Below are 21692 nucleotides of genomic sequence, written 5' to 3'. Positions count from 1 at the left end.
AGATTAGAAGAAACGCTTGACCAAGTACAATATAACGGTTATACACTTTTTCAAGCGAATAAATCAGATTCGTTATACTTTTTCAAACGAATTCTATGTTTATAAAAGTTGCAGCAGCTTCCGACAACCATCTTGGGGAAAGTGTGTAAAACAAGATAATTTTGCTTTGGAGAAATATAAACGCTATTATATTGTTTATAAGCGCCAATATATCCACACAACAAACAATATGTTATTTGTTGCGTAAACACATACGATTCCTCCACACAACATATATTCAAGATTAGTTGGCTATTCAAATGAAAAACAACTTTACTTTATCCCCGTATTTATATATACGTGCATTAAAGTAAAGCTAACAGAGGGAGAAAAAGAAATGACTTCGCCAAAGCCGAACCGAACTATATCTGCCGACTTTTTTGGAGACTGCAAAATAATCACATAATTTGCCAAATCCCTTTGACCATTATGTCTCATTTTTGAGTCGAAAACAGTTCATTTTAGAAATTCCATCGTTTATCATTAAATGTTATCGACTAAAATCAGTACCTTTGTATAAGAAATCACTTAGAGTATAAATGTGGTAAGAATTTGATTATCACTCATTTCATCTCTAACCCATAATACATTCTTCGTCTCGCACTGTAAATGATTAATAGTTCTTGGCTGAGCTAAGTGATTAAAGTTTAGATAGATGTTACTAGTAGTTCAAATATAATGTCAAAGAAGATAGGTCGTAATGAGCCTTGCCCTTGTGGCAGCGGCAAGAAATATAAGCATTGTTGTATGCAAAAGGAACAGGCAATAGGAATATTGCCAGTAGCAAATCATGCTTTGTGGCCATCTTCTTGGCTTGATGTACCAAAAACGATAGCGTATTTAAGTAATCATGCAGTCCCTCCCATATTGGACTATTTGATAGCAATGCAACTTAATCCACAAAATCGAGGGAAGAATATCCGAATTGAGCACCTTTTGCAAATAGCAGTTGCGAATCTCGGAAAGAGTAGCCAGATTCCTGACATCAGTGAGTTCAAGAGTATAATTGACCAAGAGTTCTCATTTGATCTTATGGAAGACATGCCGATTAACATGTTTGCCGAACCTGTAGTGTTTTATGGAGGCAATTACACATTCTTTCCTGGCATCTCGACACATGCGACAGAAATTTTCCGTTCAATGACAGAAGCCATATTCAATAAAAGAAATATATTTACGGAAGCTTTCCGTAATGAAATTTATGATGGAGTACTCTTCATGCTTGAACTGAGCAAGCTTTTGTCAACCCAAGCAGGGATAAGTGGCTTAGTACGCGGAAATGAGACCCCTCGCGAGACGCTTAACGAACCAAAAACTAGCCAATCTTTTGTTATTAATTTGCCGACAATGACAGAACTCATTCATCGGAATAGGCTGAATCCAAATGTTTTGAAATCATTTTTGTTAGAAGTTAATGCTACTGATATACTAACCCAAGATGCAGAAAAGAATCCGTTGTTATACAGACCAATCGTTGAGTTTGACAATAACTTCTACTTTGCCGGAATTTCCAGTCAAGGCTGTGCCATTAACAACTTTATCTTAAAAACAGCTCTAAAACATCGTTGTCTTGAAGAACTAGTAAAACAGACCCATTATGGTGTCTGGATGCGCATCGGGCGTTCCTGTATAGAACAGCTGCGCTGGGTACAAAATTCAATGGATGAAATACTTGCTCCTGTTGAAGGCTATTACGAAGATGTATTCCGCATTGATGTCAACTGGCTTGCATACGTGTGCTATGCTCATGATTTAGCCCGTAATGTAGCCATAGATGGCAATGAGAGTTTCAACAATCGAGATCTCAGCCAACATTTACAAAAACGTATTGATACCATCAGAAATGATAAAAGGTCGAAAGATGACCATATCCTGACGCTTGTTCTGTATTCTACAATGGGGGAGACATACAGATTTGCCATGAAAAAGCAAAATGGAACTGACTATTTTCTTCAATTCTCTGCTTATGATTTCTTACAACTGATACAGACTGAGAAATGGGACAGCTTGAGTCTTGTTCGTTATGCTCGGTCCAAAGAGAACGTATCATCTCTCGAGACTCCTCTGAATCAATCTCTCGATGTATATGCTATATATAAGCATTATGGTGAAAGTTTCTATATGACAGACAACACACCATCAGACATGCTTTATATTGAGCCAAATGATGGATGTGATCTCATATTCAAAAGTAAAGATCAACTGTATTTCCACGGAACGCTGAAGAGATTAAATGGACAGTATGCTTATATACCAGTGATACGTGATCTCGACTATGCGGCAATTTTTAAGCCTGTCCATTCAGGTTTCAATGCCAAGAGTTGTGAATCTTATAGTATTCCTGTGTGGGTAAGTTGTTATCAAGAAGAAAAACAGGGAATAAATCCATCCTCTATTTCCGATACTGTAATAACAGCTGTTGCATACTGGATGGATACTTTACAACCAGCCATAGCCGATATGATCAGCCAACGCTATGAGCACTCCGTAGAAATAGAACTTGTCTTCAGTGAAAAGGTCTTGGCCGATAAAGGGATACACTATGATGACGACATAAAGCCTACGCAAGGAGGAAATCTTAACGTATCCAAGACAGAAGGCGGAGTTTCCGTTACATTTGATGATGATTATATCCATTCTTTTATGGGAGCTGGCAATGAGAGTGAGCGCAACATGATGCGTTGTATCATAAAAAAACTCCTGGAAATAGACGAAGAGACTGCATGCCAAATTATTGATACTCGCATCCCCTTTGGTCAAGCAAAGATGATTCTGATGATGGAGCAGTCACTCAACCCCCTGTCAATACCCTTGTGGCTTTATACTCCTATCTATATTCATGCCGCCACCAGCCAACTACTACAAGACAAATTCCCACAGTGGATGAAGGAGAAAGGTCATGATATAGCAGGTAAACTCAATACAAAAACTGAGAAAGAAGACTTCCTCCACAAAGGAGTAGATGTGCTCCTTAATGAACTTGATAAACGCCTATCATCATTTGATACATTGTGGTTGCTGCGTATGCTCATGCAGAATCACGAGACATTGGTTTATCAGCGAGAGCATAACAGAGTCTTACAACCCGCACAGATTCTTTGTTTTGGAGAAAATGAGTCAAAACGTAAAGAATTCTTCGATACAGAAAGACGACTTGCTGATGCTGGAATATCTACCCGTGCTATGATAGAATATATAGCTGCGACACAGTATCGTGGCGGTGGTGTTAAACCAGGCAATGATGATGTAGAAAGCCTGTTAGCTATCATGAACGAAGTGATATCCATTGGTGGTATATGTGACGCCATACATTTAGATGTAGCTAATCATACCATTGAGAAATTAGGCTCTGGACGTTATGGTATCTACGATGATGTTTTTTCCGACAATGTAGGAGAGTTTGCAGCAACGCGCACTATTGAGAGTGTAAATGGGCAAATCGAAGATTTCGAGAGTAAGATGGCCAGGATGGCAGTACGTCCAGATACAAAAGAAAAAAACAAGGATGCAGAACTCGAGGAGATAGATGTGGCATTCTTAGAGGATTGGGGAGTATCATATTCTAACATCTTGCAGTTCCTTTATGTTTGTTACATCATAGCTATGAAGCAGCAGAAGTCTGTTATTGAGATGGAAGAGTCTCAACTCATCAAAGCTATGCAGGAGCATTGTACAGAACTAACTGAAGATTTAGCAAAGAAATGTATCATTCGCCTTTCTTTGGATAAACGGGAAAACTACCTCACTCCGCCAGTAGGATTAGCGGGCAAGGATATCTTCCCTTGGTCATACAATAGGGAATTAAGTTATCTGCGTCGCCCAGTGATTCGTTATCAATATGATGATGGCACAGTTATGTGCATGTTTGGGTTCCGCTCCTGTATTCAAGCCGGCATTCAGCTATCTGACTTGCTTTATTCTGGTCGCTTACGTTATGTGGGAAGGAAGATAGAAACCTTGCTTGGAAAATTTGAGGCTATAAAAGGGGCTGCGTTCAATGACGAGGTACGCTCTTTTTTGGCAAAGATACCAATAATGCGAGTATGGGAACATGATGTCACTATCAAATCTGGAGGTTATTTTGCGGCAGATAAAGATTATGGCGATATTGATGTGATGGCTTATGATACATCACGTGATATACTCTACTTGATAGAATGTAAGAATACCAATCCAGCCAAGAATATTAAGGAAATGAAAACCGAGATGGATGAATATCTTGGTCGTGGTGATAATCCCGAGAGAGACAAGAAGAGAGCTCTTGTTCTTAAACATTTGCGTCGTCATCGCTGGGTAACGGAGCATATTAATGAAGTTGCGAAACACATTGGTGTAGCAGTTACACCCCGAGTAAAGTCAATGATGCTGACAGCTACAGTAATACCAACATCCTATCTCAAAAGAGAGAAAATACCAATGTCAATTCTGAATTACCCTGAATTAAAGATAAAGGGCGTGAATTTACTAGATTCGTGCAAAGAACCAGATTTAAGCGTACTTGATATATGAGACTTTTAGAGGTGCTGATGCATCACGCCTTCTAATTTTTACCTACTCCTAAAGGTAGTATGGAGCAATCGCTGACGGTTTATCATCTCTGCAATCTGTTCAGTTCGCATTCCCCTATTCTGGCTTGCCAAACAGTAGAGTATAGCCTCTTCAATCTTCATATTTTCAATAATTTAAAGTGTGCAAATTTTGCACAGGTTGTTACAAAAGTACGGAAAAATACGGCAACGGAGGTTCTCTGAAAAAGAATCATATCTGAAAACTTTCTCTTTTGACTGCAAAAGAATACGAAATCCCGACTAACAAGCCTGACAAAATTTCATATATGAACTTTTATACATATTTTCGTCCCCCAAAGAAACAAAATTATGGAAACATCAAAAACATACAATAGAACAATTAATTTATTAGATAAGTACACAAAGTTTATCAAGTCTATTGACACCGAGGATATTGGCAACAATCTTACACTAGATAAATTAATAGAACTAAAATCAATACTGTCCGATATTAATAACATAATGACATTAATATCGACTCGTTCTATTGCAACAAAGTTATCAGATATATTATCATTTAAAAATGAAGATAGAGAACGGATATTTAATGATATTGATAAACAAAAGCCAAACACAAATGGATTCGACATAAGAATTGACTCTCCTGTAAAAATATTAGTAGAAGTCAAATGCAATTCTCTAATCCGCAACAAAAAATTTGGTGCTGCACAAATCAATGCAATTCTTGAAGATGCTAGAAAATTACGGTTAGAATCATCTCGACATATAAAGGCAAGTAAAAGTATTCAAGACACAAAAGATTATATTAAGATAATTGCTATTGTCAATTTTGGCAATAGGTCTGACAAAGATTTAACGTCTCAACTACTGAGAGAAACCAAGTGTAAAGAATCCACTAATTCTGCAAGAAAAGAACGAATGAAAGTGAAAAAGTTTTTAAGACCATTATATTCACTATCGCAAATACATGAAATAACAGATCTAGAAAATGTTTATCTAACAATTTTACATATAAATGATTTAAAAAATGAGTTAGAGCGAATACGATGTGAGTACAGTTTATCACTCAAGTAAAAATACAACATAGCTTTACTTTATCCCTGTATTCATATATACGTGCATTAAAGTAAAGCTAACAGAGGGAGAAAAAGAGATGGCTGCGCCAGAACCAAGCCGAACCATAACTGCTGACTTTCTCTTTTGGCTGCAAAAGTATCACAAATTTGGTAAAAAGGCAAATGTAAGCATTGGTATTGATAATCAGGTAGTTTTTCTATCCAGTTCACTCTATACAGGTTGTCGAATCGGTAGTCGGCGGCATCGTCAAGCGTGGGTTCAGTTACCAAAGCATTACCTCGTTCGGGAATGCCTTTTATTTCCTAAAATAGTGATTTACCGTCTATTGCATTTCCATTCATCTTGACCGAAGACTCTGCGGAAATTAGTTTTGTATCCCTAAAAAAAGCAGAGTTATGCGCAGCACATTCAAGGTTCTGTTCTACCTGAAAAGGAACAAGAAAAAAACACAGTCTGCGGTTCCCCTCATGGGCCGCATCACGGTCAACGGTACTATTTCGCAATTCAGTGCGAAGCTCACGGTTCCGGAGTGTTTGTGGGAAGTCCGCGGCGGCCGTGCCAAGGGGCGGAGTCTCGAAGCCGACCGTATCAACCGCCATCTGGACGATATCCGCTCGCAGCTCGACCGTCATTATCGGGATATCCGCGACCGGGAAAGCTATGTGACGGCCGAGAAGGTGAAGAACGCCTGGCTGGGATTCGGGAAGCGTTACCGCACCCTGCTGTCCACTTTCCGCAGCTTTACGGACGACCTGCACGGCCGTATCGGCGTCGACCGTTCGAAAAACACGTGGTACCGTTATCTTGCCACGATGAAACACCTGCAAGCGTTCCTTACTGTAAAATACCGTGTGAGCGACATCGCCCTTGCCGAACTGGAACAGTCCTTTATCGAACAGTTCCATGTTTACTTGAGAACGGAATGCAATCTCAAGCTTACGAGCATCTGCCGTTATCTGGACTGCCTGATCAATGTGGTCAAAGTCTCCTTCAACGACGGAATCATGCCCCGCAATCCGTTCGCCTCGTACCGTTACAACGAACCCACGCCGGAGCGTGCTTTCCTGAACGAGGAAGAGATCCTCACGCTTCAGCATGCCGCGCTCCGCACGAAGAAACAACGTATGATCCGCGACCTGTTCCTCTTCTCCTGTTTTACGGGCATCTGCTACGCGGATCTGAAAACCCTTGCATGGAAACAGCTCGAACAGGATACGCACGGCGACTGGTGGGTCACAGGCAACCGCTGCAAGACGGACACACGGTACGTGGTCAAACTGCTGCCTGCTGCCTTGTCCATTCTGGAACGTTACCGGGACGGCACGGATTATGTCTTTTCTTTTATGCCGCATCTGAATACGGTCGACCGTTCCCTGAAACGGATCGCTGCCTTGTGCGGCATCGAAAAGAAGCTGACCTTTCATGTCGGACGCCATACCTATGCCACGACGATCTGCCTGATGAACGGCGTGTCGCTGGAAACGCTCTCGAAGATGCTGGGGCATAAACGCATCACCACGACGCAGACCTATGCGAAGGTTACCCAGCCGATGATCGACCGTGAGGTGGAGATGCTCAAAATAAAGTTGGCGGATAAATTCATGGCTGTATAAAAATAGCGGACAGTTGGGAAAAACGATAAGGAGCCATGTGAGAACAGCATATATCGTCTCACCCTTAAAAGCAAAAAAGTCTGATATATCCCTGTAATCTCTTTCCGCCGGCAGGAAATATATCGCCGGAGATGAAAATACGCAAGGCCATGCGAATCGCCCGAAGGGCGAGCCTTGCGTATTTCCATCTTCGGCGTTTTGCTGGACGCTACCGTCGGAAAAGGCGGCTTTCTGCGCCCCGGAGGCTACCCAACGGGCTATTGACTCTACGACACGCATATCAGAAACCCAAAGTAATCGGTCATTGCATTGCCTGTTCAAAACGGTTGTCTGTTATTCTTCTTTTCGTGGAGATAATTCAGCTCGTCGCTGTAAATTCCGATTACAAAGCGCAGCATATTGTCGACCAAGGCCGTTAATCTTGTATTATCGTTTCCCAGCAGGTGGAGGATTTCCGATACTTTGTGCTTGGTTTGGGCGCTGACATAGATCGCCGAACGGTTACGGCAATCCACCGGTGCGAAGAAGGTGCGTTCGAAGTCCGGCAGCGAGAGCTTTTTACGACGGAAGCCGGCAGGCTCCTTTCCAGTAGTCGTTTGGGTGTTGACGTCTGTTTTTTCAGTCGTCGGTGCCGATGCTTCGGATACCGTTTCCGATGTGTTTTCCTCGGGAGCGTCCGTATTTTTCTCTTCCGGGTCGGGAATCCGGCGGACGACTTTCGAGTCCAAAGGAGCTTGTCCGGCGATCATCTGACGCATCAGTTCCTCGGCGGCTTCGATACAGGGACGCTTTGAAGGTTTCGGTGCGAGTTTGTCTTTTTCTTTGAATGAATCCATGGTACAATGTTTTTGAGATTGATTGTTAGCTATATGGTCGTAAAGCGTGTATGTTTGCTTCGTTGGATTAAACCATTCAAAATACCATTATTGACTTTCGAATCCATAGGAACCCTCTGGCGATCATCTGACGCATCAGCTCCTCGCCGACTTCGATACGGGGACGCTTTGAAGGTTTTGGTGCGAGTTTGTCTTTTTCTTTTAATGAATCCATGGTGTAACGTTTTTGAGATTGATTGTTCGTTTTGCAGTCGTAAAGCATGTATGTTTGGTTTTATGTTTTAAACCATTCAAAATACCGTTTTCTGTTTCATGCGGTTTATATCGGGATAATGAACGGAATAAGAAAACCGACCTTTCATGCTGCAAGATACAACCGACTGAAATACCTCGGTTCCGATGTCCGCTCCAGACCGCTCCAGTCCGCACCGAGGGTTTGTTTTGGCGCCCGCACGGTTGTAATATTGCACCGGGAAAGACCCGCCCTCGGAGGCCGTAGCGGAGGCTTTTCAAAGTTTTTACAAAAAATTTTCCACCGCGGATTTTTGTTTTCGCCAGAAAACAGCGAGCTGTACCTTTGTCCGACAAATTGACATTTGTCCGACAAAGGTGCTCGCTCTGCGAGGCCGGGGTCGCTCCCGAGTCGCGACCCTTTTTTAAGCTATCTATGGATACCAACCGAAAACTGACAGACATAACCGACAGGAAGCCCCGAACACCGAGTTACAAGTATTCTTTCCGGCTCAATGAAGAGCAGCATATCCGTTTCAACGAGCTGCTCTGCAAAGCTGGACTGGAGCATAACAGAAGCCGTTTTATCGTCAAAAGAATCTTCGCCGAGGAGTTCGTCGTCATCAGACGCGACCCTTCGAAGGTGCAATTCATCGCACGGCTTAACGACTTTTATTTCCAATTTCAAAAGCTCGGGAACAACTATAACCAGATTGTAAAAGCCATCAATTCGCACTTTTCCAACGTCGCGATCCCGCATCAGATCGCCGCATTGGAACAGCGAACGAGAGAATTAAAGGCTCTGAGTATCGAGATTCTGAGCCTTGCAAAACAGGCTAAGAAATGGTTGCGAATATAAGATCGGGTTCTTCGCCCGACCGACAGCGTTATCGGAATCAAATATAGAATTGCACGCTTGCTCGTTACCTTGGCCCGGCAACTTTAACAACAACAAACGTATGGCAAGCGTAAAAGTAAAATTCCGGGCCTCGTCCGTTGCGGATCGGGAAGGCCGACTGTTCTATCAGATAATCCATAACCGTGTAACCCGGCAGATCAGCAGCGGTCATAAGCTGTTTCCGTCGGAATGGGAAGTTCTGCAGCGGAACATACTCCCGCCGAACTGCGAAGGCCCCCGGCACGCTTACCTTGTCGCATTGAAGAGCCGGATAGCGGACGACAAAGCCCGTCTGGAACGCATTATCTCCCGGTTGGAGCATACGGGCGAAAGCTATACTGCCGGGGATGTGGCGGCACGCTATCTTACGCCTCCGGATGCCGGCGGCTTTCTCTCTTTCGCACGGAGCCTTGCCGGGCAGTTGAGACAGATCGGGAAAATCCGCACGAGCGAACGCTACACGACCGTCTTGAACAGCTTCGGGCGTTTCCGCAGAGATGTCGAGGTGCCGTGGGATGAGGTGGATTCCGACCTGATGATCGAATACGAAACTTATCTCAAATCGAGGGGCGTATGCCCGAATACCTCTTCCTACTATATGCGGGGGCTGCGTGCCATTTACAACCGTGCTGTCGAAAAGGGAATGACGGTACAGCGCGATCCGTTCAAGTACGTTTACACGGGCATCGGCAAAACGGTCAAGCGGGCGGTACCTTTGAAAGTCATCCGCCGAATCCGGGATATGGACTTGGCGCTGTTCCCGGCGATGGATTTCGCCCGCGACATTTTCATGTTCTCATTCTACACCCGGGGAATGTCGTTCATCGACATGGCTTATCTGAAGAAGAAAGACCTGCAAAACGGCATACTCTCTTATCGCAGGCAGAAAACGGGACAGCAATTGTTCGTCAAATGGGAAAAACCCATGCAGGAAATTGTCGACAAATACGATACGGTCAGCACTCCCTATCTGCTGCCGGTGATTAAAGACATGAATGCCGACGCCCGCCGGCAGTACAAGAATGCGGCGCATCTGGTAAATGACAAATTGAAAAAGTTGGGTGTGCGATTGGGACTGGACATACCCTTGACGAGCTACGTCGCCCGCCACGGGTGGGCCTCCATCGCCAGGAGCAGGAACATCCCGCTTGCGACCATCAGCGAAGCAATGGGGCACGATTCTGAAAAGACCACGCGAATTTATCTCGCCTCTTTGGACACATCTTCCGTAGACAAGGCGAACAGCCAAATCCTGAAAGCATTGTAGCTGCATAAAAGTCTGTCTTCATCCAACCGGATTTCATTCGGAAATCTCTTTTAAGATTTATTCTTGAAAGAGATATTTTTTCCGGCGGATCAATCCACCGGAAAATCGCTCTCTCCGGAAGGAATAGGTGGGTCGGTAGCGATAATTAAAGAAATAAACGACGGTTAAGTTCCCGAAATAGCATTTAACGGACTGACAGATAGATACAACTTCTCTTTCCGAGAGAAATATCATACTGCCGCAAAGTTATGAAAAATATGAAATACGACAACGAAATCCGGTGAAAAATAAAATTATCCCGGTCATTTCAGTTCGGAATGTTGAGCCATTAATAGAATTTGTTGAACCAATCCTGAGGCTTTCGTGTGTAAGGCGCTGATAATAAACGCCAATCATTTCGCTATTTCTCTCGGAAAGAGATGTATCGGCAGAGGGAATCCGCCAAAGGAAATCACAAACAGCCTGCGACCGGTAAGAATGAGGTGCAGAGGCATTTCCGACGGACAATTCCGACTGACCGGGAGGGTGGGAAGAAAGATAAGGTGTTGTGTGATAGACTACTTCTCTCCGCAAGAGAAATATTGACGAACGCAAAGTTATGCAATTTAATGGAAATAACGACCAAAACCGGATGAAATTTTCGTCTGCCGAATTCGCCAAAAGATTTTTGGCCGACAAATGTTGTGCAAGCAAACAGTTTTCCGAGTGCAAATTTTGCATGGTTTTCAGATAGTTATAACCAATTATATCCATTGCTCTTTCTCTTGCGGAGAGAAAGAGCGTAAAACGAGCAGAATATCTTTTTACGGATTTGCGGAATAGATGATTGGTATTCCGGCGGAAATAAACATAAACGACTGTAATACATGCCAATATACAGATTGGCATGAACTAAAGGCATGTGCCTTTACAGAAAGGACAAACATAAGTAATGTATGGACATCGCCTCGCCCAATACAGAAGAACTCACGACCGCCCGCTGGTTCGTCATGCGGGCTTACAAAAGCGAAAAGAGAGCGGAGGAAAAACTCAAAGGTAAAGATGGATTGGAATATTTTATTCCGAAATATTATGCTGTAAGAGTCTATCACGGAGTGAAATCGAAACGCCTCGTTCCGGTCATTCCGAATCTCGTATTCGTACATGCCAGTCGCATACAGATTACGGAATTTAAGAAACGCTATAATTTCCTGCAATTCGTGATGTGGGAGAAAAGTACGGGCTTGGAATATCTCGTTGTTCCAGATGACCAGATGGAGAGTTTTATCAGGGTTTCATCCCAATACGAAGAAAATATCTCCTACTACAATCCGGATGAGCTCGACCTTCGAAAAGGGCGCCGGGTACGCATCCACGGAGGTAAACTCAATGGAGTAATGGGTGTATTCATGCAGGTGCAGGGCAAAAGAAACCGCAGGGTCGTCGTCCTGCTGGAAGGTGTCATGGCCGTAGCCGCAGAGGTGCATCCCGACTTGATCGAGGTTATCTCCTGACTGTAGTTTATCCATTGAGCAAAGCTGATACAATCGAATTAGAAAACTATGAACGGCAAACCGAATGTCGAGCCACCTTGGATGTCGCTGAAACGTCTGATCGAAACCCGTATGGTCGAGATACTCTGCAAAGAACAGGGCAACAGAAAGTATATCCGCTTATACGGCGCCGGAGAATATTGGCACGCCTACGAAGAGTCGGCCTGTCAGTTAAGCCGGATATTCACGGAATGTGAAACGGCACTTTTCAGGCATAAGGACTACCCCTTTCCAGTGGTTATGGTCAGCATCCCCGACAGTGAATTACGGACTTACATCCGGCAGCATATCCCGGTATGCGACAAGCCTGATTACAAAAAACTGCTGGTCGCGGAACTTTCCGTCTCGGAATACCGCGCATGGCATGAACACGCGGTGAAAGAGTTTTTGTAATTCCTTACGATTGCCGATGACTGATCCGAAAACCGTTATTTTCAACGAATATGGAAACGATACGTGCATTCATTTTATTCGTCATTCGAATATGCTAACTGACCGGAATCGCTATCTTCGATGGATCGACGGACTGTGAATTCAAACAACGAGTAAAATCGAACATTTTCACGCTTCTGTATGCTTTACCGCTTGCTGTCACGGCTGGGTGCTGAAAAGTACCTGTCGTCAAGTTACTTTTCGTCGTGGTTGATTTTGGCCATCGATACCGTTGTATCTGTTTTTTCGACGTTTGTCGCCTACCTTTTGATCCGGGGGCTTTTCCCGCATCCTGTTTTCACGGTCTGGTACGGCGTGTGGCTTCTGGCTGGTTCGTGCGTGTTGAGCGTCATCACGTTCATTCTGTTCCGTACGTTCCGGAGCGTCATCCGCCACACGACCCTTCGTGAAGTGTGGAAACTCGGCGCCGCGGTCCTGCTGAAAGACGTGCTGATGTTCGTCTATGTGCAATTGTTTCCGCAGTCGCCGCTTCCTCCCCAGACGGCTATCGCCCTGGGGTTCATGCTGGATGTGCTGGTCACGCTTTTCCTTTTGCTGGCCCTTCGTCTGGGGATGATCATCTTTTACGACCTGCTGAAACTCAACCGCACACGCCATGCGAACTGCCGTCAGGTTCTGGTCTACGGGACGGGGGACAAATCGGTCTCGCTCGTTACGCGTCTCCAGAACTCGCCCCATTACCGGGTCATCGGGTTTCTGACCTACGGGAAACGACTCAAAAACCATGCGATCGCCGACCGTCCGGTGTACTACTTCGAGGATGAAAGCAGCATCGAATATCTGCGTGACCGAGTCGATATTGATGCCATACTTTTCGCCACGAACGACGACGCACAGTCGGAACAGGAACGGCTGATCAAGTACTGTACGGAGAAATCGGTGAAGATCCTGATCACCCCTCCGATCGACGAGGTTATCGACGGTAAGATCATGAAGCAGTCGATCCGCGAGATCAAGATCGAGGATCTGCTGGGCCGCCCCGAAATCAAGATCTCGATGGAGGAGATCGTCGCCAACTTCAAGGACAAGACGATCTTCGTTACGGGCGCCGCGGGATCGATCGGCTCGGAACTATGCCGCCAGCTGGCGACGTTCGGGGTTAAGGAGCTTATCCTTTTCGACAACGGGGAGACCCCGATGCACAACCTTCGCCTGGAACTGGAGGAGCGCTATCCGGCATTGAAATTCATCCCTGTCATCGGCGACGTCCGGATTCCCGCCCGTCTGGACTTCGTGTTCCGGACGTACCATCCGCAGGTGGTGTTCCACGCTGCGGCTTACAAACACGTCCCGCTGATGGAGGAGAACCCATGCGAGGCGGTTCTGGTAAACGTCGCGGGAACGCGCAACGTCGCTGACAAGTGCATCGAATACGATGTTGAGAAGATGGTTATGATCTCGACGGACAAGGCCGTGAACCCGACGAACGTGATGGGTTGCACGAAGCGCCTTGCGGAGATCTATGTGCAGTCGCTGGGTCTGTCGATCGAGCAGGGCCGCACGCCGGGGAAGACGCGTTTCGTCACCACGCGCTTCGGGAATGTGCTGGGCTCGAACGGTTCGGTCATTCCCCGCTTCAGGGACCAGATCTCCAAGGGCGGTCCGGTGACTGTCACGCATCCGGACATTACGCGCTTCTTTATGACGATCCCCGAGGCGTGCCGTCTGGTCATGGAGGCCGCCACGATGTCGACGGGCAATCAGATCTTCGTCTTCGACATGGGCGAATCGGTTAAGATCGCGCACCTGGCGCGGCGGATGATCTCCCTGGCGGGCTTCGAGCCGGAGAAGGACATCAGGATCGAATACACGGGTCTGCGGCCGGGTGAGAAACTTTACGAGGAAGTACTTTCGAATAAAGAGAATACGGAGCCTACGTTACATGACCGCATCCGGATTGCTAAGGTGCGGGAGTATGATTACCGGGAGGCATGTGAGGTAGCCGAAGAGCTGGAAACTTTGTCCCGGAAAGTCGAGATTCCCGATATGGTCAGACTGATGAAAAAGACAGTTCCCGAGTTCAAATCAAAGAACTCAAGGTTTGAGGTGTATGATAAATAGAGTGTCGTTACATACATTTTGCGAACGTCTTAAAAGTAGTGATCTATTCAAGGACTCGTTTTGGGCCCTTGCTGGTAGTGCCTTGGGTAAAGGTCTTTCTTTACTTGCAGGAATTGCCGTAGCACGATTTCTCGGCAAAGAAGTATATGGCGAATATGGAACCATTAGGACCACACTGTTCTATATTGCGATAGTTTCCACTTTTGGATTTGGCTATACAGCAACTAAATTCGTTGCCGACTATATTTCGGAAAAGCCCGAAAAATTAAAGTCATTGGTTTGGACTTTTTTAAAAATTACTTTAGTTTTTAGTGGGTTATTAGCATTAGTTCAAATAATTTTTGCCGCTTCTATTGCTCTATTCATTGATGCACCAAATTTAGAATTTCAACTGCGTTTTTTTTCATTGTTAATTATTCTGAATGGATTACAAACAACCCAAATCGCTATTTTATCAGGATTTAAAAAATTTAAAGAAACTGCAAAAATAAATATTTACACCGGTTTTGTCGTATTTATTGGTAGCATTATCATGACATGGTTTTGGGGACTAACCGGAGCTCTTGGAGCATTAATGTTGTCATTTGTGGTTCAAGTTATACTGAATCAAATAATTATCCGACACGCTCTGACTCAGTATAATTCAAATGAAAAAGTTTCAAGATCAGAAATATACTCTATGTTAGGTTTTTCAATTCCTGTAGCCCTTCAGGAGAGTTTGTACACAATAGTACATTGGATAGGTTTGCTCCTACTGATTCATTTTGCCAATTATGGCGAAGTCGGTTTATCGTCAGCTGCAGCATTATGGCAAAGTGTTGTGATTTTTGTACCGGCAATGTTAAAAAACGTGATGTTTTCTTATTTATCAAGCTCAGATAACCATTCGTCTCTGATCAATAAACTTCTTTTAGTCAATTTTTTATCCTCATTACTCCCCGTTTCAATCGTCATTCTTTTTTCTGGATTTATCAGTTCTTTTTACGGTGTGAGTTTTGTTGGGTTACCAAAAGTTTTGAATATCTCAGCAGCAGCAGCTCTTTTCATCTGTTTATCGGAAGTTTATTGTTATGAGTTTATATCACGGGGAAAACCGTGGATAGTTTTCATAGCGCGCCTTGTTCGCGATATGTTCATTCTTATTCTCACCTACATTATTTTGCAACAAATTAATGAAAGTCAAGCTTATTGGTTTGCACTTATCTCACTAATTGCGAATGGGATATTTCTAATTTTACTACATCTAAGATATAGATATGTTAAGTAAAATACATATTAATAATAAATATTTTGTCCTATTCGTACTAGGGCTATTGGGATTTGCAGCAATAAAAGCAATGCAAGGTCTAGCTAATATAGATTCCACCTCACACAATAATACTAATTTTATTTATGTAATTATCGGAGTGTTATCTGTGATCTATATATTATCGCATTGGAGAATTGCTTTTGCAAATAATATATATACAAAAACGATATGTTCATTTTTGGCATACTTGATTTTAAGATATGCATTTTTTTATGATGATACACCAATAATAAGACTTATTGCAAATTGTGTATGGCCAATTATTGCAGTGTTAGGTTATACTATTGGTTATAAGAACTATACATCGGAGAACCTATCTGCCATAGCACGAGTTTATCTTACATTTATTGTTCCATTTTTTGTTTATAATGTCTTTCTTAGTTTTACATTGACATACGATACAGATGAGTTTGCCAAAGATGCTTTTTTTATTTGTCTAATTTTTTTACCATACATTTTTCTATTGAAATCTCCCAAATGGAAATACATATTATATATCATTTTTGCAGCAATTGCATTCATTTCGACCAAAAGAACCATTCTAATCGCAACAATATTGTCGGGCGTATTATTTTTTCTCAAAACAAAAAGAGGTAAGGAGTCTCTTGCATTAGTGATCCTCTTTGTTATTATTTTTTCATTTTCACCGCTTAGTAAGGATATTATTGCAAATACATCAGATCGTTTTCTAAGTATCGGTGAGGACGGAGGTAGTGGTAGGAATACACTTTACTTTCAAATATGGACTGATATATCTAGTAATTATTCGACACAAGACATATTAGTAGGCAAAGGATTCAGTTCGGTCTCGCATTTAGTTGGAATGGATGCGCATATGGACATATTGCAGATTCTACATTCATTAGGTTTTATAGGATTGATTATTTATCTAACTATATATATCATAATACTATATAAGTTGAAAATGTATAAAAACATAGTTGATTATAATGATCATTTAGGTTTGATAACTTTTATTACATTTATTTGTTTTGTTATAGTAGCTAACATGAATTGTTTTATATTCAATCCATCGTTTAGCGTTCCGATGTTTTTTCTTATTAGTCTTTTTATCGGAGCTATTTCATGCCGGCTGCAATATTATCAAAGATTTCACATATAAATATTTATGGCATTTTATTTAATTGGATCGTATATTAACTCTATTGACGACTCGACGATGCAGCAATTGAATGCTATGTCGGATCCAGCTGCAAATATCTATCAAGAATCTTTAATTAAGGGTTTTTTCAATTGTGGAATTGAATTAATTCCATACTCATTCAAGGTTGTATCAAAGAAGTTATACTCTCAATATAGCCTATTTTATAAGTCCTGGTGTTCATTATATCCAAATGTATCAATCAAGCCTCGGTCTTATATTAAAAATTTCATCGAATGCTATTTCTTTCTTTATAAATCATTAAGAAGTAAGCTACAACGAAATGATGTGATTATTTTATATTCATTGAATATTGCAGCAATTATTTCAACATTGGTAGCTTGTCGAAAATACCATAATAAAATATGTGTAATTATTACAGATCTACCATTGCACATGTCTACAAATGGATCCATTTTTTACCATATTATGAAATGGGTTGCTAATAAAATAATAAAATCGTGTATGCGGAAAATAACATGTTTTGGTATTTTGAGTGAATATATGTCTGAGTATCTCCCGAAACATGCAAACTACGTAGTCATTGAAGGTATTTATTCTCCTTGTAACTTAGTTAATATTCCTCAACCTAAAATAGACGGTCGAATTCTATATTCTGGAACCTTAGCAGAAAGATATGGTATCAAAAATTTGTTATTGGCTTTTAATTTATTAAAAAATGAAAATTATTCTCTGATTATATGTGGCAGAGGTGATTCAGAAGAATATGTAAAAAATATGGCAACGAAAGATCGTCGAATACAATATTTAGGATCTATACCTCATGATGAAATATTACAGCTACAACGGACTGCATCTTTATTAGTAAATCCAAGAACTCCAGAAGGTATATATACAAAATATTCGTTTCCATCTAAAACAATGGAATATCTTGCCTCAGGAACTCCTACTCTTTTATATGAATTGCCAGGAATTCCCAAGGAATATTACCATTATTGTTATTCATTAAATGATCAATCGATAACTGCTTTGGCCGAAAAAGTAGATGAAGTGCTTTCTCTATCTATAGAAGAACGGACAAAATTAGGGGAAAAGGCACAACAATTCATATTAGATACCAAAAATGCAACAATACAATGCACTAAAATTTTAGAACTAATTAAAAGAACATGAGTATTTTTACAGGAAAAGTCCTATTAATCACGGGAGGGACGGGATCGTTCGGTAACGCCGTGCTACGTCGCTTCCTCAATAGCGACATCAAGGAGATCCGCATTTTCAGTCGGGATGAGAAGAAGCAGGATGACATGCGTCATGCGTTACAGAACCCGAAAGTGAAGTTCTACATCGGCAATGTCCGCGACAAGTCATCGGTGGATATTGCGATGCGTGGCGTCGATTATGTTTTCGCAGCCGCAGCATTGAAGCAGGTTCCGTCGTGCGAGTTCTTCCCGATGGAGGCTACACGTACGAATGTCATCGGTACGGGTAACGTGCTGGAATCGGCCATTGAACACGGTGTGGAGAACGTCGTAGTCCTTTCTACAGACAAAGCCGCTTATCCGATCAACGCGATGGGTATCTCGAAGGCACTGATGGAAAAAGTGGCTATTTCCAAAGGCCGTGAATTAGGGGAAGGTGCCGCGACGACGATCTGCTGCACGCGCTACGGCAACGTGATGGCGAGTCGGGGAAGCGTTATCCCGCTTTGGGTGGAGCAGATGATGGAGGGTAAACCGATCACGATCACCGATCCGAACATGACCCGTTTCATGATGACGCTGGACGATGCCGTGGATCTGGTCGTCTATGCCTTTCAACACGGCCATAACGGGGATTTGTTCGTTCAGAAAGCCCCTGCTGCCACATTGAGTACCCTTGCCGAAGCCCTGAAGCAGATCTACGCAAAAGTGAACCCGAAATACGGTGAGACGGAGGTGAGGGTTATCGGTACGCGGCACGGCGAGAAACTCTATGAAACGCTCGTCACGCGTGAAGAGATGTCCAAGGCAATCGATATGGGCAACTACTACCGTATTCCGTGCGATACACGTGATCTGAATTATGACAAGTTCTTCACCAAAGGTAGCGAGGATATCTCGAAGATCGAGGATTACCACTCGCATAATACGCATCGTCTGGATATAGAGGGCATGAAGCAACAATTACTGCGCCTCCGTTTTATTCAGGAGGATCTGGGTATGATCGACCGCGCCAAGCCGCGTGACATTCGTTCGGAGTAACCTCTCTATATAAGAATACAGGCCATGCGTCCGGGCATAAAACGGATTGCGATCCTTACATCTCATTTCTTCGCGGCATTTCTTTCTGACAACCAGCCGCCCCACACAAAATGAACATATTAGTTACGGGAGCCAAAGGCTTCATAGGAAAGAACCTCCTTTCCCAACTGCGTAATATCCACGACGGTAAGGCGAAGAACTATGCCGTAGAAGGAAATCTTACGCTCTATGAATACGATCTGGACAGTACGCCGGAAGAACTGGACCTGTACTGCAAGAATGCGGACTTCGTTTTCAATCTTGCGGGTGTGAACCGTCCGCAGGACCCTGTGGAGTTTATGAAGGGCAATTTCGGCTTCGCGTCGACGCTGCTCGACACACTGAAAAAACACGGCAATACGTGCCCTGTGATGATCTCATCGTCGATCCAGGCGGCGCTGGACAACCCCTACGGAGAGTCCAAGCGTGCCGGCGAACAACTGCTGTTCGACTATGCAAAGGAGACCGGCGCCAAAGTATTGGTTTATCGCTTTCCGAACCTTTTCGGCAAATGGTGCCGTCCGAATTACAATTCGGCCGTAGCGACGTTCTGCAACAATATCGCCAACGACCTTCCGATCACGGTGAACGATCCGTCGGTGGAACTGCATCTGGTCTATATCGACGACGTGGTGGACGAACTAATCGGAGCGCTTACGGGCGATGAACACCGTGACGGGGATTTCTGTTATGTCCCCGCATCGCACCGGATTACATTGGGTGGGATCGTAGATCTGCTGCATTCGTTCCGGCGAATGACCGAAACGCTGGAGATTCCCGACACGACGAAAGACGGTTTTGCCAAGAAACTCTATTCGACCTATCTGTCGTACCTTCCGGCCGACCGGTTCGCTTACGACCTGAAGATGAATACGGATCCGCGGGGAAGCTTCACGGAGATTATCCGCACTGCTGACAGGGGGCAGTTCTCGGTGAATGTCTCCAAACCGGGTATCACCAAGGGCCAGCACTGGCATCACACGAAGAACGAAAAGTTCGTGGTGGTGCACGGACACGGATTGATCCAGCTGCGCAAGGTGGGCAAAGACGAACACGGCAACGATTACCCGGTGGTCAATTATGAGGTAAGTGGCGAAAAGATCCGGGTCGTGGAGATGATTCCGGGTTATACGCACAACATCGTCAACCTCTCCGATACGGAGGATCTGGTTACTTTCATGTGGTGTAACGAGTGTTTCGACCCTGCAAAGCCCGACACCTATTTCGAGCCGGTAGAATAACAACAGTACAATGAATACAATCAAACTTGACTATTCGGACGTAAAGTTTGCGGATAACGGCAAACTCAAATTACTGATCATCGTAGGCACACGCCCGGAGATCATCCGTCTGGCAGCGGTCATCATGAAATGCCGCAGGTATTTCAATACGGTTTTGGCGCATACAGGGCAGAACTATGACTATAATCTGAACGGGATTTTCTTCAAAGACCTGAGCTTGGAAGACCCGGAGGTGTATATGAATGCCGTCGGCGACGATCTGGGTGCAACGGTTGGCAATATCATCAACTGTTCCTACAAGCTGATGGTCACAATTAAGCCCGATGCACTGCTGATCCTGGGCGACACGAACTCCTGCCTATCGGCCATTGCCGCCAAACGGCTCCATATTCCGATCTTCCATATGGAAGCGGGTAACCGTTGTAAGGACGAATGCCTGCCGGAGGAGACCAACCGGCGGATTGTGGATATCATCTCGGACGTGAATATGTGTTATTCGGAGCATGCACGACGCTATCTTGCTGAGAACGGGCTTCCGAAAGAGCGCACCTATGTTACGGGCTCCCCGATGGCTGAAGTCCTGCACGCGAATTTGAAGGAAATCGAGGCCTCGGACATCCACCGGCGTCTTGGACTGGAGAAGGGGAGGTACCTGCTGCTGTCGGCCCACCGCGAGGAGAACATCGATACAGAGAAGAATTTCCTGAGTCTGTTCAACGCAATCAATGCGCTGGCTGAGAAATACGACATGCCGATTCTCTACTCGTGCCACCCGCGCTCGAAGAAACGTCTGGAGCAGTCAGGGTTTGAACTGGACAAACGGGTAATTCGTCATGAACCGTTGGGCTTCCACGACTACAACTGCCTTCAGATGAATGCCGCAGCGGTGATTTCGGACTCGGGGACGCTGCCCGAGGAGTCATCGTTCTTCCTGTCGGTAGGCCATCCCTTCCCGGCCGTCTGCATCCGCACCTCGACGGAGCGTCCTGAGGCGTTGGACAAGGGCGACTTCATCCTGGCAGGCATCGATGAAAAATCGCTTTTGCCGGCTGTGGAAACGGCGATCGGAATGAACGACGCGGGCAATTATGGAATCCCCGTTCCGGATTACACCGATGAAAACGTCTCGACGAAAGTCGTTAAGATCATTCAGTCCTACACTACTGTCGTAAACAAAATGGTCTGGAGAAAAGAATAGAAT

General features: G+C 44.1%; 15 protein-coding genes. 13 read left to right on the top strand and 2 right to left on the bottom strand.

Annotated elements, in window-relative coordinates; translation table 11 throughout:
- Positions 1-717: 717 nt before the first annotated feature.
- From ACESTR_RS07020 to ACESTR_RS07010, 3 genes are all read left to right on the top strand, one after another.
- On the top strand, positions 718-4548 hold the full coding sequence (locus ACESTR_RS07020; protein ID WP_014774694.1) for a YecA family protein: 3831 nt from the start codon (positions 718-720) through the stop codon (positions 4546-4548).
- 368 nt (positions 4549-4916) lie between these two features.
- On the top strand, positions 4917-5642 hold the full coding sequence (locus ACESTR_RS07015; protein WP_014774695.1) for a hypothetical protein: 726 nt from the start codon (positions 4917-4919) through the stop codon (positions 5640-5642).
- Positions 5643-6040: 398 nt separating this feature from the next.
- Complete coding sequence (locus ACESTR_RS07010) at positions 6041-7258, top strand: site-specific integrase (protein ID WP_022333010.1); 1218 nt, start codon at positions 6041-6043, stop codon at positions 7256-7258.
- A 317-nt stretch (positions 7259-7575) separates the two neighbouring features.
- Here ACESTR_RS07010 and ACESTR_RS07005 read toward each other — a convergent pair whose 3' ends face one another.
- Both ACESTR_RS07005 and ACESTR_RS07000 read right to left on the bottom strand, forming a co-directional pair.
- Positions 7576-8094: a DUF3408 domain-containing protein gene (locus ACESTR_RS07005; RefSeq protein ID WP_022043478.1), complete on the bottom strand. Its 519-nt coding sequence runs from the start codon at positions 8092-8094 to the stop codon at positions 7576-7578.
- 76 nt (positions 8095-8170) lie between these two features.
- On the bottom strand, positions 8171-8308 hold the full coding sequence (locus tag ACESTR_RS07000; protein ID WP_162852190.1) for a hypothetical protein: 138 nt from the start codon (positions 8306-8308) through the stop codon (positions 8171-8173).
- A 453-nt stretch (positions 8309-8761) separates the two neighbouring features.
- Here ACESTR_RS07000 and ACESTR_RS06995 point away from each other — a divergent pair, with 453 nt between their 5' ends.
- The 10 genes from ACESTR_RS06995 (at position 8762) to wecB (ending at position 21689) form a co-directional block, all read left to right on the top strand.
- Complete coding sequence (locus tag ACESTR_RS06995; protein WP_055203886.1) at positions 8762-9184, top strand: mobilization protein; 423 nt, start codon at positions 8762-8764, stop codon at positions 9182-9184.
- A gap of 100 nt (positions 9185-9284) precedes the next feature.
- Positions 9285-10490 (top strand): site-specific integrase, encoded by a 1206-nt coding sequence (locus ACESTR_RS06990; protein ID WP_022333012.1) that lies wholly within the window; start codon positions 9285-9287, stop codon positions 10488-10490.
- A 935-nt stretch (positions 10491-11425) separates the two neighbouring features.
- The gene (locus tag ACESTR_RS06985) at positions 11426-11983 is read left to right on the top strand and encodes a UpxY family transcription antiterminator (protein ID WP_022333014.1); all 558 of its coding nucleotides are present in this window, start codon (positions 11426-11428) and stop codon (positions 11981-11983) included.
- Positions 11984-12031: 48 nt separating this feature from the next.
- Positions 12032-12415, top strand: coding sequence for a hypothetical protein (locus ACESTR_RS06980; RefSeq protein WP_022333015.1), 384 nt, complete (start codon positions 12032-12034; stop codon positions 12413-12415).
- A gap of 180 nt (positions 12416-12595) precedes the next feature.
- On the top strand, positions 12596-14536 hold the full coding sequence (locus ACESTR_RS06975; protein WP_141404881.1) for a polysaccharide biosynthesis protein: 1941 nt from the start codon (positions 12596-12598) through the stop codon (positions 14534-14536).
- Entirely contained in the window at positions 14526-15803 is a 1278-nt protein-coding gene (locus ACESTR_RS06970) for an oligosaccharide flippase family protein (protein ID WP_022332798.1), read from the top strand. Before ACESTR_RS06975 ends, ACESTR_RS06970 begins: the two co-directional genes overlap by 11 nt.
- 1669 nt (positions 15804-17472) lie before the next feature.
- Entirely contained in the window at positions 17473-18141 is a 669-nt protein-coding gene (locus ACESTR_RS06965; RefSeq protein WP_162505885.1) for a glycosyltransferase, read from the top strand.
- The gene (locus tag ACESTR_RS06960; RefSeq protein WP_022332795.1) at positions 18138-19211 is read left to right on the top strand and encodes a polysaccharide biosynthesis protein; all 1074 of its coding nucleotides are present in this window, start codon (positions 18138-18140) and stop codon (positions 19209-19211) included. Before ACESTR_RS06965 ends, ACESTR_RS06960 begins: the two co-directional genes overlap by 4 nt.
- 110 nt (positions 19212-19321) lie before the next feature.
- Positions 19322-20491 carry a capsular polysaccharide biosynthesis protein CapF gene (locus ACESTR_RS06955; RefSeq protein WP_022332794.1) on the top strand — a complete coding sequence of 390 codons (1170 nt, stop codon included), beginning with the start codon at positions 19322-19324 and terminating at the stop codon, positions 20489-20491.
- Between the two features lie 10 nt (positions 20492-20501).
- Complete coding sequence (wecB, locus tag ACESTR_RS06950) at positions 20502-21689, top strand: non-hydrolyzing UDP-N-acetylglucosamine 2-epimerase (RefSeq protein WP_022332793.1); 1188 nt, start codon at positions 20502-20504, stop codon at positions 21687-21689.
- Positions 21690-21692 lie beyond the last annotated feature (3 nt).

The organism is Alistipes sp. DJF_B185, assembly GCF_964250025.1.
Taxonomy (GTDB): Bacteria; Bacteroidota; Bacteroidia; order Bacteroidales; family Rikenellaceae; genus Alistipes; species Alistipes finegoldii.
Note: the sequence above shows the minus strand (reverse complement) of the source record. Positions and strands in the feature narration are given on the sequence as shown.

Excerpts from the sequence above, each read along its gene's own strand:
- ACESTR_RS07020 (WP_014774694.1), top strand. The coding sequence starts at position 718 with ATGTCAAAGAAGATAGGTCGTAATGAGCCTTGCCCTTGTGGCAGCGGC.
- ACESTR_RS07015 (WP_014774695.1), top strand. The coding sequence starts at position 4,917 with ATGGAAACATCAAAAACATACAATAGAACAATTAATTTATTAGATAAG.
- ACESTR_RS07010 (WP_022333010.1), top strand. The coding sequence starts at position 6,041 with ATGCGCAGCACATTCAAGGTTCTGTTCTACCTGAAAAGGAACAAGAAA.
- ACESTR_RS07005 (WP_022043478.1), bottom strand. The coding sequence starts at position 8,094 with ATGGATTCATTCAAAGAAAAAGACAAACTCGCACCGAAACCTTCAAAG.
- ACESTR_RS07000 (WP_162852190.1), bottom strand. The coding sequence starts at position 8,308 with ATGGATTCATTAAAAGAAAAAGACAAACTCGCACCAAAACCTTCAAAG.
- ACESTR_RS06995 (WP_055203886.1), top strand. The coding sequence starts at position 8,762 with ATGGATACCAACCGAAAACTGACAGACATAACCGACAGGAAGCCCCGA.
- ACESTR_RS06990 (WP_022333012.1), top strand. The coding sequence starts at position 9,285 with ATGGCAAGCGTAAAAGTAAAATTCCGGGCCTCGTCCGTTGCGGATCGG.
- ACESTR_RS06985 (WP_022333014.1), top strand. The coding sequence starts at position 11,426 with ATGGACATCGCCTCGCCCAATACAGAAGAACTCACGACCGCCCGCTGG.
- ACESTR_RS06980 (WP_022333015.1), top strand. The coding sequence starts at position 12,032 with ATGAACGGCAAACCGAATGTCGAGCCACCTTGGATGTCGCTGAAACGT.
- ACESTR_RS06975 (WP_141404881.1), top strand. The coding sequence starts at position 12,596 with ATGCTTTACCGCTTGCTGTCACGGCTGGGTGCTGAAAAGTACCTGTCG.
- ACESTR_RS06970 (WP_022332798.1), top strand. The coding sequence starts at position 14,526 with ATGATAAATAGAGTGTCGTTACATACATTTTGCGAACGTCTTAAAAGT.
- ACESTR_RS06965 (WP_162505885.1), top strand. The coding sequence starts at position 17,473 with ATGCGGAAAATAACATGTTTTGGTATTTTGAGTGAATATATGTCTGAG.
- ACESTR_RS06960 (WP_022332795.1), top strand. The coding sequence starts at position 18,138 with ATGAGTATTTTTACAGGAAAAGTCCTATTAATCACGGGAGGGACGGGA.
- ACESTR_RS06955 (WP_022332794.1), top strand. The coding sequence starts at position 19,322 with ATGAACATATTAGTTACGGGAGCCAAAGGCTTCATAGGAAAGAACCTC.
- wecB (WP_022332793.1), top strand. The coding sequence starts at position 20,502 with ATGAATACAATCAAACTTGACTATTCGGACGTAAAGTTTGCGGATAAC.